Genomic DNA, 16605 nt, shown 5'->3' with positions numbered 1-16605 from the left:
CCTTTTTTGTTTATGCCCGCACGCCCTGCAAGAAGCGGTGGCGCCAGGGTTTCAGCACAAAAAATGCCAGCAAAGCACAGAGAATATCCAGCGTAATGGCGCAGCCAAATACCAAATCCCAGCTACCGGTTTGCTGATACAGCAGCGCCGCCAGCGGGCCGCCGAAAATCGAACCAATCCCCTGAGATATATAGAGCCAGCCGTAATTCGCAGTGGCATGCTGCGTACCGAAGGTGTCGGTGAGCGTGGCGGGAAACAGGGAGAAAATCTCGCCCCAGCCGAAAAATACCACCCCGGAAAGCAGAACAAACAGCAGCGGATCGTCTTTGCAGAGCAGCCACAGCGCCATTGCGCAGCCTTCCAGGCCAAAAGCGATAAACATCATGTTTTCCCGGCCAATCCGGTCAGAAATATAACCGCACACCGGGCGCGTCAGCCCATTCATAAAACGGTCAATGGTCATTGCCAGCGGCAGCGCCGCCATCCCCATTACCGTTACGGCAGTGATGCCGAAATCCTCAGCGAAAATGGCCATCTGCGACGTCACCATCAACCCTGAGGTAGACATCATGGTCATCATCGCAAACATCAACCAGAACAGCGGTTTTCGCAGCATCTCTTTCGGCGCGGAGCTTTTATCGTTCATCTTCAGGTTGCTGGTAATTTCTTCTGTTCGAATGCTGTGCGGTGCCCGTAGCCCCTGACTGGCGATAAACCCGATGACCGCCATCAGCAGGCCAAATTGCCACAGCGTATTCTCCAGCCCTTTGGCAGCCAGCGATTGTGTCACCGGGAAAGTTGTCAGGATCGCGCCCATACCGTAGCCCGCCGCCACCATCCCTGTGGCAAATCCGCGTTTTTCCGGGAACCATCGCACCATCAGGCCAACCACGCCGATATAAACAATGCCGGTGCCAAGGCCGCCCAGTACGCCGTAATAGAGATAGAGTTCCGTCAGGCTGCTGATGGTGGCGGTCAGCATCCAGCTTACGCCGCTCAACACCGTGCCGATGGCAATCAGCCGCCGCGGGCCAAACTTATCAATTAATCGCCCCTGAAAGGGGGAGAAGAAGGTTTGCAGAATAATCAGCAGCGAAAAAGTGAGCTGGATTTCCGCCAGGGGCACGTGCAGTTTTTCCATAAACGGTCGCGTCAGCAGCGCCCAGACATACTGCGGGCTGGAAATAGAAACCATGCACACCAGGCCCAGCGCCAGTTGCATCCACTTTTTCGGGCTTGCTACTACCACGTTGGTCAATGTTGTATTTGTCATTCTGCCACCCTGTTGTTAACAAAAGTGGTCTTTTGCATTAACTATGCCATAACCTGTTGTTGCGGCTGGGATTGCATCGATGCTTAGCAGGCATAGGGTTTGAATCAATCCTGAAGCAGTCAGACAGGCGAACAGCACTGCTTTGATTCGGGGCAACCGTCGTTTGCTGGTGCACTTTTCGCCACATCACGAAGCAGAGAAAATCCCTGCACTTTGTGCAGCATCACCCATACAGTTATTACAGCTTCTGCCAATATTCCTGTAGTCATCATGTACAGGGAAACGATCATGAGTGATATCGCATTAACCGTAAGCGTTCTGGCACTCGTTGCTGTCGTCGGGTTATGGATAGGAAACCTGAAGATTCGTGGCGTCGGGTTTGGCATTGGTGGTGTGCTGTTCGGTGGGATAATCGTCGGCCACTTTGTTGATCAGCTGGGCATTCCATTGAGTAGCCCAATGTTGTTATTCGTGCAGGAGTTCGGCCTGATCCTGTTTGTGTATACCATCGGCATTCAGGTCGGCCCCGGGTTCTTCGCCTCGTTACGCGTCTCCGGCCTGCGGCTGAATCTGTTCGCTATTCTGATAGTGCTTCTCGGCGGCCTTGTCACCGCCATTCTGTATAAGCTGTTCGCCATTCCGTTGCCGGTGGTGCTGGGGATTTTCTCCGGCGCGGTAACCAACACGCCTGCACTTGGCGCGGGGCAACAAATCCTGCGTGATTTGGGCATTGCAGGCCCGGTGCTGGATCAGATGGGCATGAGCTACGCGATGGCCTATCCGTTCGGTATCTGCGGCATTTTGCTCAGCATGTGGTTACTGCGCGTGCTGTTTCGCGTCAATGTGGATGAGGAAGCGCGTAAGCACGACGCCACGCTCAGTAACGGCACATCGCTGATTCGCACCATCAATATTCGCGTCGAAAACCCGAATCTCAACAAGATGGCAATTCAGGACGTGCCGATCCTCAACAGCGATAAAATCATCTGCTCGCGCTTAAAACGCGGTGAGTTGTTGATGGTGCCTGCGCCCGGTACGCTGATTGAAGCCGGCGATTTGCTGCATCTGGTGGGATTACCTAAAGATCTGCATAACGCTCAACTGGTTATCGGCCAGGAAGTTGATGTCTCGTTATCCACGCGCGGTACGGATTTGCGAGTGGAGCGCGTGGTGGTGACCAACGAAAAAGTGCTGGGGAAAAAGATTCGCGACCTGCACTTTAAAGAGCGCTATGACGTGGTGATTTCACGGCTTAACCGCGCCGGGGTTGAACTGGTGGCGAGCAGCGACGCCAGCCTGCAATTCGGCGATATTCTTAATCTGGTCGGGCGACCATCGGCGATTGAAGCCGTCGCCAATGAAGTGGGTAATGCGCAACATAAACTGCAACAGGTGCAGATGCTGCCAGTGTTTATCGGTATTGGTCTCGGCGTATTGTTAGGGTCGATCCCGCTGTTTATTCCCGGTTTTCCTGCGGCGCTAAAATTAGGTCTGGCCGGTGGGCCGCTGATTATGGCGCTGATCCTTGGGCGCATTGGTACCATTGGCAAGTTGTACTGGTTTATGCCGCCAAGCGCCAATCTGGCGCTGCGGGAACTGGGTATCGTGCTGTTTCTGGCGGTGGTTGGGCTGAAATCCGGCGGGGATTTTATCGCCACGCTGACTCACGGCGATGGGGTGAAATGGATGTGTTACGGCATTTTCATTACTGCCGTTCCGCTGATAACCGTCGGTTTGCTGGCGCGGATGCTGGCGAAGATGAACTATCTGACCTTATGCGGCATGTTAGCCGGGTCGATGACCGATCCGCCCGCGCTGGCCTTTGCTAACGCGTTGCACCCCACCAGCGGCGCGGCGGCGCTCGCCTATGCCACGGTCTATCCGCTGGTGATGTTTTTGCGCATTATCACGCCGCAATTACTGGCGGTGATCTTCTGGGGAATGGGCTAATGGCGTTTCCGGGTGGATACGCCGCAAATGGTAATCCACCTGGTAATCGCGGGTGTTACGGAACATCACCGAGTAGTTAAGGAACTCGCCGCTGTCGCTGTAGGAAAGGGAGGTGATGCGCAGCAGCGGCGTTTGTTCCTGGATGTTCAATATTTGCGCCAGTTGCTTATCTGCCAGCACCGGCGTCAGGCTTTCGTAGTTGCCGCTAATTGTTATTCCGCACTCCTTTTCGATGTAATCGAACTTTGACCCTTCAAGGTGCGCCAGCGAGAGCGTACGGAACAGTTTCACCGGCATATAGCTATCTTCCAGCATCAGCGGTTTGCCTTCGACATAACGCACGCGGCGCGAGAAGTAGATGCGCTCATTGATTTGGATGCGCAACTGGCTGGCGATCGCCGGTGGCGCAGGCATCACTTCAAACAGCAGCACTTTGCTGTGTACCTCTTTCCCTTGCTGGCGCAGCACTTCTACCAGCCCCGTCAGGTTGGTAGTTTCATGATGTACATCTTTGCGCGCCACAAAGGTTCCGCTGCCGTGACGGCGCACCACCAGCCCCCACACCACCAGCAGATCAACCGCTTTGCGAATGGTCATTCGCGCCACGCCAAACTCCTGCGCCAGCGTTTTTTCACCCGGTAAGGGACTACCGACGTTGTAATCCGAGGAATTCAGCCGCAGACGCAGTCGCTCGGCTATCGATTTGTAGATCACCTGTATACCTCTTTACACCCCATGTCAGGAATATACGCACCCTACATGTCTATTTTTAACTCAAAAAGTAGACCTGAAGGGGTGAAATAAAACCATGAAAGGGATCACGGAACGCAGCGGCGCGTCCTGCTGGCAGGAAGGTGAATTCTTATGCTCATTTCAGGCCACTAAAACAAAACAAGGCCTCTCCCCTACAGGTTGTTTCATGAGGATTTAACTATGCTCAGTCAAATACAACGTTTCGGCGGCGCAATGTTTACCCCGGTGCTGCTTTTTCCCTTCGCGGGCATGGTGGTGGGTATCGCCATTATGCTGCGCAACCCGCTTTTCGTCGGTGAAGCATTAACCGCACCCGATAACCTTTTCGCGCAGATTGTGCACATTATCGAAGAAGGCGGCTGGACCGTGTTTCGTAATATGCCGCTGCTGTTTGCCGTTGGTTTACCGATTGGCCTGGCAAAACAAGCGCAGGGGCGTGCCTGCCTCGCGGTACTGATCAGCTTTTTAACCTGGAACTACTTTATTAACGCGATGGGAATGACCTGGGGTCACTTCTTTGGCGTGGATTTCTCCGCAGAGCCGACGGCCGGTAGCGGTCTGACGCTGATCGCCGGGATTAAAACGCTCGATACCAGCATTATTGGCGCGATCGTGATTTCCGGCATTGTGACCGCCATCCATAACCGTTTTTTTGAAAAGCCATTACCGGTCTTTCTGGGGATTTTCCAGGGCACGTCGTTTGTGGTGATTATCGCCTTTCTGGTGATGATCCCCTGCGCGTGGTTAACCCTGCTCGGCTGGCCGAAAGTGCAGTTGGGCATTGAATCCTTACAGGCTTTTTTACGCTCTGCCGGTGCGCTGGGCGTGTGGGTGTATACCTTCCTCGAACGCATTCTGATCCCGACCGGGTTGCACCATTTTGTCTATGGCCCGTTTATCTTCGGCCCGGCGGCAGTGGAAGGTGGCATCCAGGTTTACTGGGCGCAGCACTTACAAGAATTCAGCCAGAGCACCGAGCCGCTGAAAGCTCTGTTCCCGGAAGGCGGATTTGCGCTGCACGGTAACTCGAAAGTCTTCGGTTCTGTCGGTATCGCGCTGGCATTGTGGTACACCGCCGCGCCGGAAAACCGCGTCAAAGTTGCCGGTCTGCTGATCCCCGCCACGCTCACTGCTGTACTGGTAGGGATCACCGAGCCGCTGGAATTTACCTTCCTGTTTATCTCGCCGCTGCTGTTCACTATTCACGCGGTACTCGCCGCCACCATGGCGACGGTGATGTACAGCTTTGGCGTAGTCGGCAATATGGGCGGCGGGCTGCTTGACCAGTTCCTGCCGCAAAACTGGATCCCGATGTTCCATAACCATGCGGCGATGGTATTCACCCAAATCGCTATTGGCCTGTGCTTTACCGCGCTCTACTTCGTGGTTTTCCGCACATTGATTGTGCGCTTTAACCTGAAAACCCCAGGCCGGGAAGAGAGCGAAATCAAACTCTACAGCAAAGCCGATTACAAAGCCGCGCGCGGGCAAACCACGGCAGCGGCAGCGAATACCCAGCTCGGCCAGGCAGCCGGTTTCCTGCAGGCACTGGGTGGCAGCGCAAATATTGAAAGCGTGAATAACTGTGCCACCCGGCTGCGTATCGCGCTGGTCGATATGGCGAAAACACAAAGCGATGACGTCTTTAAAGCGCTTGGCGCGCACGGCGTGGTCCGGCGCGGCAACGCCATCCAGGTGATTGTCGGGCTGCATGTCCCGCAAGTACGCGACCAAATCGAATCGTTAATGAAAACCCCTTTATCCCCCGAACCATCTACCATGACAGAGGCTGTATCATGAAAAAATTCTCCGTTGTTATTGCCGGTGGCGGCAGCACCTTTACGCCGGGTATCGTTTTAATGCTGCTGGCTAATCGCGATCGCTTTCCGCTGCGGGCGCTGAAGTTTTATGACAACGATGGCGCGCGCCAGGAAACTATCGCCGAGGCCTGCAAAATCATCCTGCGGGAGCAGGCACCGGATATTGAATTCAGTTACACCACCGATCCAAAAACCGCCTTTAGCGATGTCGATTTTGTGATGGCGCATATCCGCGTAGGCAAATATCCGATGCGTGAACAGGATGAAAAAATCCCGTTGCGCCACGGTGTTGTCGGCCAGGAAACCTGTGGCCCAGGCGGTATTGCCTACGGTATGCGCTCGATTGGTGGCGTACTGGAGCTGGTGGACTATATGGAAAAATACTCCCCGAATGCCTGGATGCTGAACTACTCCAACCCGGCGGCAATCGTGGCGGAAGCGACGCGCCGTCTGCGTCCGCAGGCAAAAATCCTTAATATCTGCGATATGCCCATCGGCATTGAAGGGCGCATGGCGCAGATTGTGGGCCTGCAAGATCGTAAACAGATGCGGGTGCGCTATTACGGGCTGAACCACTTTGGCTGGTGGACATCGATTGAAGATTTGGACGGCAACGATTTAATGCCGAAATTACGCGAATATGTGGCAAAAAATGGCTATGTTCCTCCGGCGAAAGATGAGCACACCGAAGCAAGCTGGAACGATACCTTCGCCAAAGCGAAAGATGTGCAGGCGCTTGACCCGGATACGATGCCGAACACCTATCTGAAGTATTACTTGTTCCCGGATTATGTGGTGGCGCATTCCAACCCTGAGCGTACCCGCGCCAATGAAGTGATGGATCACCGTGAAAAACAGGTGTTTGGTTCCTGTCGCGCCATTATCGAAGCGGGAAAATCATCGGCAGGTGAGCTGGAAATCGACGAACATGCGTCGTACATCGTCGATCTGGCAACCGCCATCGCCTTTAACACTCAGGAACGGATGCTGCTGATTGTGCCGAACAACGGCGCAATCCATAACTTTGATGCTGACGCGATGGTGGAGATCCCTTGTCTGGTGGGTAAAAACGGCCCGCAACCGCTCACGGTTGGCGATATCCCCCATTTCCAGAAGGGGCTGATGAGCCAGCAGGTTGCCGTGGAAAAACTGGTGGTCGATGCCTGGGAACAGCGCTCTTATCAGAAGTTGTGGCAGGCGATAACCTTGTCCAAAACGGTTCCGAGCGCTTCTGTCGCCAAAGCCATTCTGGATGATTTAGTCGAAGCCAATAAAGCGTTCTGGCCTGAGTTGCATTAATCCCCGCGACCGGCATCGTCAGGATGCCGGTCCAAATATGAAACGTGTCGAAAAAATTCACCGTATCCGCTACTTTGTTGACCAGTACACCAACAAGGAGCCCTGATGAAAATTTCCCGCGTTGGCCAGGCGCCGGACTATCGTTTCTCGCTGGCGAACGAACGTACTTTTCTTGCGTGGATCCGCACGGCGCTTGGTTTTCTGGCGGCCGGTGTGGGTCTGGATCAGTTAGCGCCGGAATTTGCCACGCCGCTGATTCGCGAAGTGCTGGCGTTGCTGCTGTGTCTCTTCGCAGGCGGGCTGGCGTTGTATGGCTATCTGCGCTGGCTGGGCAATGAAAAAGCGATGCGCCTGAAAGAGGATTTGCCTTACACCCGTGCCCTGCTGGTGATAAGCGTTATTCTGCTGGCGGTTGCGCTGGTGGTGATGGTGCTGGTGTTCTATGGCGGATAACCGCAAAGCGCGCCGCGAAGCGGACCCCGGCCTGCAACCGGAACGCACGTCGCTGGCGTGGCTGCGCACATTGTTCGGCTACGGCGCGTTGATGGCGCTGGCGGTCAGGCATAACTGGCAGCATTCAGGGCTGCCGTTTTGGATCTCGCTGGCGGTACTGCTGTGCGTGGCGCTTCTGCTCTGGCGCTACACACATAAACGTATCTTAATGGATGTGAATAAAAGTGATTTCGTCTTATCCGGCGCGGTTCGTGACAAATTGTTGATCTCCCTCGCGGTGCTTTCCCTCGCATTACTGTTTGCTGTAACGCATATCCGACAATTACTCCTGATTTTCTGAGGAACACCGCATGCCAGGCTGCCACGTTATGGCCAGGCCCGCCCGTTGTCGCCGCTGTACTGACATGGGAACACAGCCGCAAAAGAGAATGGATGATGCCGCTTTGCGGACGTTTATTCGCCAGCAGATCGCTACCCACTCCGCTGCTAGTGTGCCTTTTGCCTGGCAAGAGGGCGGTTTGGATTTTTTCCGCCGCATCGTTGCGCTGCAAAAGCGGTACGCTAAAAAACGTATCGAAAACACCTTCCATACGGACGGCAGTTCGCTTGATGATGAGTTGTGCCGTTTCTTTCACGAGCACGGCTGGCGGGTGAGTCTCTCTATGAACGTCCCTGCCGTGGCGCAAGATATCCGTCACGTTAAACGCAGCAATCAGCCCTCACACCAGCACGCGCTAAATGCTGTTCAATGGCTGGCGAAACATAGCGTGGCATTCAGTGTTAACTGTGTCGTCAACCACCGCAACAGCCAGCAGCCGCTGCATCTGTACCTTTCTCTGCGTGCTCTCGGCACGCCCTTTGTGCACTTTTTTCCGCTGGTGGAGCAAGATCTGCAGGGACATTTAACGCCGGAATCAGTGAGCGCAGCGGCGTGGGGCCATTTTCTGACCACCGTGTTTGACTACTGGGTGCGTGAAGATATTGGTCGGGTTTATATCCCACTCTTTGACGAAACCCTTGATGTCTGGAGCGGCTATCCGTTACACCTGTGCTCCTGTAGCGAAACCCGCGATCGCACGTTTGCGCCACATGCTAACGGCGATACCGCGTCGGTTTACTCCGATAACCATTTGGGCAATCAGATTATCACGGTGAATGCCAGCGATGACGCAGCGGCGGGCGGGCCGCATCAAACCAGTCTGCTTAGCGAAGCGTGTCGCCGCTGCGATATGCTGCCATTTTGCCAGGGCGATTGCCCGAAACATCGCGTTGTACAGGGCAAAAGCGCGCTGTGTGACGGCTATTACCACTTCTTTAGCTATTCCGGGCCTTATATGCGGGTGATGCGTGACCTGCGCAAACAGCGGCACTCCCCGATGTCGTTATGCGCCTTTTTGCAGCATTGCTAAATTAGCGCGCTTTCGCCAGATAGCGCGCCATCTCCTCTGCGGGCACCATGCCGCCGCCTGTCGCCCACACCAGGTGGGTGGCCTGCGCCAGTTGCGTCTGGCTAAAGCCGTGAAGCTGATGGTAATCGCGCTCTTCACTGATTTGTTTCGGACCCGGCATGCCCGCCAGCGCCGACGGTTCCAGCAAAATGTTCTCTTCCTGCGCCAGTAATCCCAGCAGGTTATAAAGCGTCTGGTCATCGACGGTGTAAAAACCGTCCAGCAGGCGTTCCATCGCGCGGCCAACAAAACCCGACGCGCGCCCGACGGCCAGCCCATCGGCGGCGGTCTGGTTATCAATGCCTAAATCCTGCACCGCAATGCCATCATGCAGGCCGGTGTACACGCCAAGCAGCATGCACGGTGAATGCGTCGGTTCGGCAAATATACAGTGGACATCATCGCCAAACGCCAGCTTCAGGCCGAACGCCACACCGCCAGGGCCGCCGCCAACGCCGCAGGGGAGATAGACAAACAGCGGATGGTCTTTATCGACCACTTTACCGATACGGGCGAACTGCTCTTTTAACCGTTGCCCGGCGACCGCATACCCGAGGAACAGCGTGCGGGAATTTTCATCATCAATAAAAAAGCAGTTCGCGTCTGCCTGCGCCGTGCGGCGGCCTTGCTCAACGGCAACACCGTAATCTTCTGCATACTCCACCACGTTCACCCCGTGGCTGCGCAGCAGCGCTTTTTTCCAGGCGCGGGCATCGGCAGACATATGTACTGTTACGCGAAAACCGAGGCGCGCACTGATAATGCCAATCGACAGCCCGAGGTTACCGGTCGAACCGACGGCGATACTGTACTGGCTAAAAAAGCGGGTGAATTCAGGCGAGAGCAGGCGGCTGTAGTCGTCTTGCGGCATCAGCAACCCGGCGGCGAAAGCCAGTTTTTCTGCGTGGGTCAGTACCTCATAAATGCCGCCGCGCGCTTTGATTGAGCCAGAAATCGGCAAGTGGCTGTCTTTTTTCAGCCACAGCTCACCGGTGATGCTTTGCCCCAGACGGCGCTGCATTGCCGGGATCGGCACTACGTCGGATTCAATGATGCCGCCGCTGGCCGCGGTTTCTGGAAACGCCCGCGCAATAAAAGGCGCAAAGCGTGTCAGGCGGGCGTGCGCATCGCTCACATCTTGCGGTGTCAGACCAACATGCGGCAAAGCCTCGGCAACCGAGGTAGTATTAGGGTTAAACCAGCGCGTTTCTTGCAAATCAATCAGGCGTTGCACTAGCGGGTCGTGCTGGATGAGCTTCTGGAGGTCGGCGTTTTTCATCGGTTCTTCATCATCGAAAGCGGATGGTTAAAGAAAACAGGAATACGCCGTCGGTGCAAGTGTGCAGACGTGGTGAGAATTTATTACGTTTTGCCGCTACACGTTGTGGCGCAAAGCATGCTAAATACATGTATTCGCCCCCAATTTTCACAAGGTTAACTGTGTTAAAGCCACTGATTGCTGTTGCTATGCTGCTGGCGGGAACCTCTGCGTTTGCCGCTGATACTCCGCTGACAGCGGCGCATTACGCGCAGCAGCTGGGTGTGGGGATGGATGTCGACTGGGCACGTACCGACAGGGGAATCCGTGAGTTTGACCCGCTGGTAGTGCGTGATTTCTACGAGGCGGGCATCCGCCATGTGCGTATTCGCGTTGCCGATAACATGACCGAAGCACGCCTGATCCATCTGCGAAAACTGGTGGAAGCCTGTGAAGCGTATGGCGTCATTCCGATTATTGCTTATCAGGCCGATAGCTTTAAAGCCGATCCCGACGCAAAAAACGAAGCGCAACTGGTGGTGTGGTGGAAAACCGTCGGCACCTTTTTTGGCACTGACCACCCGACGCTCGGTTTTGATGTAATTTATGAACCGGCCGATAAACTTAACCACGACCTTTTTGCGCTGAATCGCGCCTATGAAAATGTCGTCAGAACGCTGCATGATATCGATCCGCAGCGCATGATTTTTATCGCGCCGCGGATGCGTGCCGCTCCTGAAGATCTGCCCTCGCTGAAGCTGCCGCCGCATAGTCAGAACTTCCTGCTCGCCGAATGGCACATCTTTCCCTGGGGGCCGCTAAAAGCGAACGGCAAATACCCATGGACCTCGGGCACGGCGGCGGAAAAAGCCGCCATTCGCGCGCGTATCAACACCGCTGTGCGCTGGCAGCAGAAAACGGGCCATACCAGTTGGGTTGGCGGTTGGGCAGTCGGCGAGTCAATGAAAAGCGCGCCAACCGAGTCGCAGCTGGCGTTTGCCCGTTTTATGGCTTGCGAACTGAACAAGGTGAAAATCCCGTACGCCATTAACACCGATACGCAATTTTATGACGGTGAAGAGGGCGCATGGCGACCCGCGCCGGAGCCGTTACTGAAGGTGATGATCGCGCCAGATTGCTGCAAGCCCGACGCGAAGTCGGGCCATCATGAGGTTAAATCGCCGGTTCGTGGCGAGCAAAACGCGACGCCAGCGGCAGCCAGCACAGCAGGATCAAAAGCCCGGCCAGCGTCATCAGCATCCCAAGGCTAAACTGACTGTTCTGCGGCAGTTGTGACGAAAGCCACGCCAGCCCGCCGGAACCGATATTCTGCAAGCCACCGACCAGCGCCCCCGCCGTTCCGGCGAGAAACGGGAACGGCTCCATCGCGCCGCTGGTTGCCAGCGGGAACAACATCCCGGCACCAAAGAAGAACAGCGCAGCGGGAACCACCAGCGTCCAGATGTTCATCACGCCCAGCAAACCGGGGATCCACATCAGAATACCGGCTGCCAGGCAGCTAATCACCGACTGCCACATTAACGTGGTGAAGCGCTTATTCTGCCGTCCGGCAAACCATGCGCCGAAAAACGCCGCCGGAATTGGCAGGATAAACAGCACACTGACCGTCATGCTGTTGAGGCCAAGAACGCCGCCCATCAATACGCCGGAACAGGCTTCAAACACCGCAATTCCCGCCAGACCGCCAATCAACATCAGCAGATAGCAGTTAAACGCGCCGCTGCCGAACAGCGTTTTATAGCTGGCGATAAGCCGGATGCGCGGCGCATCCGTTGGGCGGGTTTCCGGCATCCAGCGCGCCATGCTGTAGGTGACGAAGACACACAGCGCCAGCAGGAAAATAAAGCAGGCGCGCCAGTTCACCAGCGTGTTCAGCACGCCGCCAATCAGCGGAGCCAGTAACGGGCTGACCAGAATCCCCATGTTCAGCAGGCTGTTGGCGTGGCGCAGCTCTGTACCCGCGTAAAGATCACGCGGCAGGGTTCGCGCCATCACGCCGCCGACGCCGGTACCAATGCCCTGCAAGGCGCTGGCCAGAATTAATACCGCCAGGCTGTGCGTGGAGATAGCAATCAGCGTCGCCAGCATAAAAATGCTCATCCCGGCGAGGATCACCGGCCGACGTCCAATTCTGTCCGCCAGTGGGCCATAAAAAAGCTGCGAGACGCCATAGGTCAGCAAATAGGCGGCCATGACGCTCTGCACCGCGCCTTCACGCACATTAAGATCGCGCGCCATATCGGCGATGGCTGGAATGTAGATTGTCTGTGCCATCTGCCCGACAGCGACCAGCAGTACCAGCATCAACAACAAATTGACGTTTCTTTGCCTTTTCATCTCGATGATTACTTTAAGAAAATGAGGAAATAAAGAATATATGGCTGTAATTCAGCCTTTATGCGGGAGAAATCTAGCACAGTCAGATGACAGAACCACTATGCGGCACAGCAATGGCAATGCTGCGCCAGGCAGGTTTTGTAAACGATTTTCGGCAACTTTTATTGCCAGTTTGTCTTATGAAAGACGCAGTAAAATTGCCCCGACGGCGATACCGCAGGCCGCGACGATTCGCAGCCCGGCGACCTTCTCATTCAGCAACAAAAAAGCCAGCAGCGCGCCGAAGAGAATCGAGGTTTCACGCAGTGCCGCCACCACCGCCAGCGGCGCTTGTGTCATGGCCCACAGCGCCAGCCCATAGGAGCCCATCGTGCCGATACCGCCGGGCAATCCCTTTTTCCAGTTTACCGCCAGATAACGTGTCACTTCTTGTCGGCGCGCCAGCATCGCCCACAGCAGCAGGCAGAAGCCATTCATAAAGAATGTCCACAGTGTGTAGCCGAGCGCCGAACCGGCGAGGCGCACACCGGTGCCATCCACCAGCGTGTAACCGGCGATAAAGCAGGAGTTGAGTAACGCCAGCCAGATGCCTTTACGCGACTGACTGCGGCCATTGAACGCCATGCCGAGAATCGACAGACAGATCACCGCAATCCCACCCCAAGCCACACTGGAGAGCGAATCGCCAAGCCACAGCACGCTGATTATCGCCACCAGCAGCGGCGCGGTGCCGCGCATCAGCGGGTAGGTCTGGCTCATATCCGCCACCTGATAGGTTTTGGCGACCAGCACCGTGTAGATCACCTGTAAGGCGCAACTGGCAATGAGATAAGGCGCGCTGGCGAGAGTCGGCTGCGGAGAAAAAGGCAGTAAAACCAGCGCGATTAATGCGGCGGAACCACTGACGGCAATAGCCGAATAGAGCTTGTCGCTGCCCGCTTTCACTATCGCGTTCCAGCTGGCATGCAGCAGCGCGGCGAACAGCAGGATGCAAAACACAGAGAGGGTCATAGCGGCACACGTGGGTGGAATGTCACCAAAATGTAACACGATGAGCGCAATGGAAGCCAGCTAACCAGACCTTCGCAAATGGCGCGTTATGCCTATAAAACGTCCCGCGAAAAGTGAACAGTTTTATAAAAAAGCGCCACCAATAAATCGTAGCAACCCCAAGTCACTACTCATCAATAAGGAGAAAACGTTATGGCCGGAGGAGCTTCAATGGGAGCGTCTTTAGCTTCCATGGGACAACTGGATATGGTTTCCGCTGCAACAACCATGATGAACGCCCAGGCGCAGTCAGCCAAAATGATCACCGATACCATTAACGGTATTACCAGTTCGTTGATCGATTCATCAACGAAAGCGCAAAACTCAATGCAGCAGGCGGGTAAAGCCATTCAATATTAAATGGCATCTCTACAATAGCGCTGTGCGATAAAGGAGTATTCTATGTGTTTTATTACCAGAGCAGCTTTAAATATGGTGAGCAACCCGCAGGTTGTTTTTCAGCAAAACAACAACGTGTTAACGCGCTGTGGTTCTGCCCCTAAACCGCCTGAAAATAATAATACCTGCTGTAAACCAGACGATGGCAAAAACTGTAATAAACCCAATAACGACTGGAATCACTGCAATAAACCCAACAACAACTGGAATAATTGTCATAAGCCAAATAATAACTGGGATGGTGGCCACCGCCCTGATAATAACTGGAATAGTTGCAATCGACCTGGCAATAATGGGAATAACTGCTCCGGTGCAAATAATCACCACCGGCCGGGCAATGACCGAAATGATTGCATTACCGATACGAAATCTATCCTGCGCCAGTTATCTGATATGTTAGAAAAGCTCTCCAGACAGGCGGGACGGGATTTAAAAGCGGCTTCCGGTAGCAATAATCCTTATGATCTACTGAAAGCCAACCGTTCGATGTCAAACTATTATTTAAATAATCAGTTTGTCTCGAAAATGATCAGCAAAATGACCAACAGCGTGGAGCGAATGACAAACCTCCAGTAACGATAAAAACCCATTATGTTAATAAGAGCAATTAACGCCATCACCCTGTTACTCATGGTTACCTTCCTCTGCGGGTGCCAGGGTGAACTGGCGTTATATCAGGGGCTTGCTGAGCCAGCGGCTAACGCCATCGTTGCCGAACTCAAGGACAAAGGTATTGACGCCGCGAAGCAGTCGGATAAAACGGGTTATTCCGTTTCGATAGCCATGTCCGATCTTCCTGAAGCTGTGAAAATATTACATTCCGCAGGATTGCCCTCCCAGAGCTATGTTAGCCTGGGAGATGTTTTTCGAAAGGAAGGGATGATTTCATCACCGCTTGAAGAACGCGTTCGCTATATTTATGCCCTGTCTCAGGAACTCGAGTTTACGTTATCGCAAATAGATGGCGTCATTATGGCCAGAGTGCATATTGTCCTGCCGGAACGTATCTCAGCGGGTGAGCCAATACAACCCGCCTCAGCGGCGGTGTTTATTAAATATAATCGGGATATTCATGTGGAAAAATTACAGCCTGTTATTAGGCGGATGGCGCTGAGCAGTATTCCGGGAATGGTTGATGCCGATGATAAAAAATTGTCTATTTCTTTTATTCCTACCACAGAATATAAAACGCAAAGTATTGTGGCGGAAAATAAAAAACCAAACACCATGATATTATATGTTATGGGTTGCCTCTGTTTACTTGCCTCGTTTTATTTCTTTATACAGAAAAAATAAAACCAATTTTATTAAAGGGATTTTCATGCTGCGATGGATTCACTGGTGGCGCGATGGCTGGCGTCATAAACGTCATCACAGTTGGCCGTTGCCGGAAGAGTTGCACCTTATTCATGCGGTTATCGCTCATGCTGAAGCACACCAAAGACACTGGATTGATAGCCTTTTTGGCGTCAAACCTGCGGCCATTCCTGAGCCAACAGAGGCGGTTATTAACGTCATTGAGCTATTACAACACCAGCGCGTTTTATTATTTGAAGCCCTTTTTTGTGTCTGCGTGGATCATCCACAATCGGTCTATCGTGTTATGTCTTCAGGTGCTTTGCAATGGTGTCGCCGGTTGGCTATGGGGTTAAAACCGGGGCTGTGGACGCCGCCTCTCTCTCCCGATCCGGACATTACCGGAATCATCCTGCTTCGCAGTTGGGTGGGGGAGCCTGTCTGGTCGCGAATGCGTTTTTCTCTGCCGAAAGAAAAAGTCGAAGAGGTCGAGCGCCAGCCAGTCATCCCTGTCACAGCGCATAAACTCTCCATGCTGTGGATGGCGGTTATCGCCTGGATACAGCGCGAACGCCCACGGGAAAACGGCCATGTTAACGGTGCATAAAATTAATCTGCTCGCCGGGGCTTCGGTTGTGCAACAACCGGTGCTGCGTAGGGAAGAGATAGCGAACTTTTTTGTCGCGCAACAGGCGTGCGACACTGCCAATCTGCGCGCCAGAGAGACGATAAAACATGCGCAATTAGCGGCAGAGCGGATTCGCCATCAGGCGTATGAAGAGGTGTCGAAGACGCTATGGAAACAGGCACAGGTATTACTGAATGACTGGCAAAAAGAGCGGGAAGAGATGCGTAAGCAGACGGTCGGGTGTGCAAAACAGTTGCTTACCCAGGCGCTGCGCCTCGCATTTGACAAAGAACCCGCAAAGGCACGTATACAAGCACTTCTCAAACAGTTGCAAAAGCATCCTGAAGTTAATCGCGCGGCAATGTTAATGGTTAATCCACGGCAATATGAGCAGGCCGAACAATTTTTAAATGCCCAAGGCGATACGCCCTGGACGCTGGTAAGTGATCCCCGGCAGGCCAAAGACGAATTGTGCCTGAAAAGCCCTCACGGGAAATATACGATCGGTTGGCAGACCTTCACCGACAGTTTCCTTTCTGCCATAACGGAAAGCGCGGCGACCACCAGGGGAGCAAATGAAACCGAACGGGGAGAGTAAAGTCATTGCGGCGCCATGACGT

General features: G+C 54.2%; 17 protein-coding genes. 12 read left to right on the top strand and 5 right to left on the bottom strand.

Annotation, left to right across the window (positions count from 1 at the left end; genetic code table 11):
- Positions 1 to 10 precede the first annotated feature (10 nt).
- Positions 11 to 1273 (bottom strand): oxalate/formate MFS antiporter, encoded by a 1263-nt coding sequence (gene oxlT / locus H650_RS13985; protein WP_044489532.1) that lies wholly within the window; start codon positions 1271 to 1273, stop codon positions 11 to 13.
- Between the two features lie 288 nt (positions 1274 to 1561).
- On the opposite strand from oxlT, the gene H650_RS13980 reads away from it, so the two are divergent.
- A complete protein-coding gene (locus H650_RS13980) occupies positions 1562 to 3223 on the top strand; it encodes a putative transporter (protein WP_020455837.1) in 1662 nt (553 codons plus the stop codon).
- On the opposite strand, the gene H650_RS13975 is transcribed toward H650_RS13980, so the two are convergent.
- Complete coding sequence (locus H650_RS13975) at positions 3191 to 3937, bottom strand: GntR family transcriptional regulator (protein WP_020455836.1); 747 nt, start codon at positions 3935 to 3937, stop codon at positions 3191 to 3193. The two genes, H650_RS13980 and H650_RS13975, sit on opposite strands and share 33 nt — an antisense overlap.
- Positions 3938 to 4156: 219 nt before the next feature.
- Here H650_RS13975 and H650_RS13970 point away from each other — a divergent pair, with 219 nt between their 5' ends.
- From H650_RS13970 to H650_RS13950, 5 genes are all read left to right on the top strand, one after another.
- Positions 4157 to 5776: an alpha-glucoside-specific PTS transporter subunit IIBC gene (locus H650_RS13970; RefSeq protein ID WP_020455835.1), complete on the top strand. Its 1620-nt coding sequence runs from the start codon at positions 4157 to 4159 to the stop codon at positions 5774 to 5776.
- Positions 5773 to 7095, top strand: coding sequence for a 6-phospho-alpha-glucosidase (locus H650_RS13965; RefSeq protein WP_020455834.1), 1323 nt, complete (start codon positions 5773 to 5775; stop codon positions 7093 to 7095). The genes H650_RS13970 and H650_RS13965 overlap by 4 nt, the downstream gene beginning before the upstream one ends.
- Before the next feature lie 105 nt (positions 7096 to 7200).
- The gene (locus tag H650_RS13960; RefSeq protein WP_020455833.1) at positions 7201 to 7548 is read left to right on the top strand and encodes a YidH family protein; all 348 of its coding nucleotides are present in this window, start codon (positions 7201 to 7203) and stop codon (positions 7546 to 7548) included.
- Entirely contained in the window at positions 7538 to 7888 is a 351-nt protein-coding gene (locus H650_RS13955; RefSeq protein WP_020455832.1) for a DUF202 domain-containing protein, read from the top strand. The genes H650_RS13960 and H650_RS13955 overlap by 11 nt, the downstream gene beginning before the upstream one ends.
- Before the next feature lie 88 nt (positions 7889 to 7976).
- Positions 7977 to 8957, top strand: a complete 981-nt coding sequence (locus tag H650_RS13950) for a radical SAM protein (RefSeq protein ID WP_020455831.1) — start codon at positions 7977 to 7979, stop codon at positions 8955 to 8957.
- Position 8958: 1 nt separating this feature from the next.
- Here the strand turns inward: H650_RS13950 and dsdA are convergent, their stop codons facing one another.
- Entirely contained in the window at positions 8959 to 10275 is a 1317-nt protein-coding gene (dsdA, locus tag H650_RS13945) for a D-serine ammonia-lyase (RefSeq protein ID WP_020455830.1), read from the bottom strand.
- 161 nt (positions 10276 to 10436) lie between these two features.
- On the opposite strand from dsdA, the gene H650_RS13940 reads away from it, so the two are divergent.
- Positions 10437 to 11525: a cellulase family glycosylhydrolase gene (locus tag H650_RS13940; protein WP_189660068.1), complete on the top strand. Its 1089-nt coding sequence runs from the start codon at positions 10437 to 10439 to the stop codon at positions 11523 to 11525.
- Here H650_RS13940 and emrD read toward each other — a convergent pair.
- Positions 11428 to 12612: a multidrug efflux MFS transporter EmrD gene (gene emrD, locus H650_RS13935; protein WP_044489531.1), complete on the bottom strand. Its 1185-nt coding sequence runs from the start codon at positions 12610 to 12612 to the stop codon at positions 11428 to 11430. The genes H650_RS13940 and emrD overlap by 98 nt on opposite strands.
- A gap of 177 nt (positions 12613 to 12789) precedes the next feature.
- Positions 12790 to 13623 (bottom strand): EamA family transporter, encoded by an 834-nt coding sequence (locus tag H650_RS13930; protein ID WP_020455827.1) that lies wholly within the window; start codon positions 13621 to 13623, stop codon positions 12790 to 12792.
- A 192-nt stretch (positions 13624 to 13815) separates the two neighbouring features.
- Between H650_RS13930 and H650_RS13925 the strand changes: the two genes are divergently transcribed.
- The 5 genes from H650_RS13925 to H650_RS13905 are packed head-to-tail and all read left to right on the top strand — an operon-like array spanning position 13816 to position 16583.
- Positions 13816 to 14022: a type III secretion system major pilin HrpA gene (locus tag H650_RS13925; protein ID WP_044489530.1), complete on the top strand. Its 207-nt coding sequence runs from the start codon at positions 13816 to 13818 to the stop codon at positions 14020 to 14022.
- Between the two features lie 42 nt (positions 14023 to 14064).
- A complete protein-coding gene (locus tag H650_RS24180; protein ID WP_020455825.1) occupies positions 14065 to 14637 on the top strand; it encodes an EscF/YscF/HrpA family type III secretion system needle major subunit in 573 nt (190 codons plus the stop codon).
- 15 nt (positions 14638 to 14652) lie between these two features.
- Positions 14653 to 15357, top strand: coding sequence for a type III secretion system inner membrane ring lipoprotein SctJ (sctJ, locus tag H650_RS13915; RefSeq protein WP_020455824.1), 705 nt, complete (start codon positions 14653 to 14655; stop codon positions 15355 to 15357).
- Entirely contained in the window at positions 15299 to 15964 is a 666-nt protein-coding gene (locus H650_RS13910) for a hypothetical protein (protein WP_238328351.1), read from the top strand. Before sctJ ends, H650_RS13910 begins: the two co-directional genes overlap by 59 nt.
- Entirely contained in the window at positions 15948 to 16583 is a 636-nt protein-coding gene (locus H650_RS13905) for an HrpE/YscL family type III secretion apparatus protein (RefSeq protein WP_020455822.1), read from the top strand. Before H650_RS13910 ends, H650_RS13905 begins: the two co-directional genes overlap by 17 nt.
- Positions 16584 to 16605 lie beyond the last annotated feature (22 nt).

The organism is Enterobacter sp. R4-368, from assembly GCF_000410515.1.
In the GTDB taxonomy this organism is placed as follows: Bacteria; Pseudomonadota; Gammaproteobacteria; order Enterobacterales; family Enterobacteriaceae; genus Kosakonia.
This window is presented reverse-complemented; position numbering and strand designations above follow the sequence as displayed.

Coding starts and splice junctions, on each gene's coding strand:
- H650_RS13960 (WP_020455833.1), top strand. CDS start 7,201: ATGAAAATTTCCCGCGTTGGCCAGGCGCCGGACTATCGTTTCTCGCTG.
- oxlT (WP_044489532.1), bottom strand. CDS start 1,273: ATGACAAATACAACATTGACCAACGTGGTAGTAGCAAGCCCGAAAAAG.
- emrD (WP_044489531.1), bottom strand. CDS start 12,612: ATGAAAAGGCAAAGAAACGTCAATTTGTTGTTGATGCTGGTACTGCTG.
- H650_RS24180 (WP_020455825.1), top strand. CDS start 14,065: ATGTGTTTTATTACCAGAGCAGCTTTAAATATGGTGAGCAACCCGCAG.
- H650_RS13980 (WP_020455837.1), top strand. CDS start 1,562: ATGAGTGATATCGCATTAACCGTAAGCGTTCTGGCACTCGTTGCTGTC.
- H650_RS13965 (WP_020455834.1), top strand. CDS start 5,773: ATGAAAAAATTCTCCGTTGTTATTGCCGGTGGCGGCAGCACCTTTACG.
- H650_RS13970 (WP_020455835.1), top strand. CDS start 4,157: ATGCTCAGTCAAATACAACGTTTCGGCGGCGCAATGTTTACCCCGGTG.
- H650_RS13925 (WP_044489530.1), top strand. CDS start 13,816: ATGGCCGGAGGAGCTTCAATGGGAGCGTCTTTAGCTTCCATGGGACAA.
- H650_RS13950 (WP_020455831.1), top strand. CDS start 7,977: ATGGATGATGCCGCTTTGCGGACGTTTATTCGCCAGCAGATCGCTACC.
- H650_RS13910 (WP_238328351.1), top strand. CDS start 15,299: ATGTTATGGGTTGCCTCTGTTTACTTGCCTCGTTTTATTTCTTTATAC.
- dsdA (WP_020455830.1), bottom strand. CDS start 10,275: ATGAAAAACGCCGACCTCCAGAAGCTCATCCAGCACGACCCGCTAGTG.
- H650_RS13930 (WP_020455827.1), bottom strand. CDS start 13,623: ATGACCCTCTCTGTGTTTTGCATCCTGCTGTTCGCCGCGCTGCTGCAT.
- H650_RS13955 (WP_020455832.1), top strand. CDS start 7,538: ATGGCGGATAACCGCAAAGCGCGCCGCGAAGCGGACCCCGGCCTGCAA.
- H650_RS13905 (WP_020455822.1), top strand. CDS start 15,948: ATGTTAACGGTGCATAAAATTAATCTGCTCGCCGGGGCTTCGGTTGTG.
- sctJ (WP_020455824.1), top strand. CDS start 14,653: ATGTTAATAAGAGCAATTAACGCCATCACCCTGTTACTCATGGTTACC.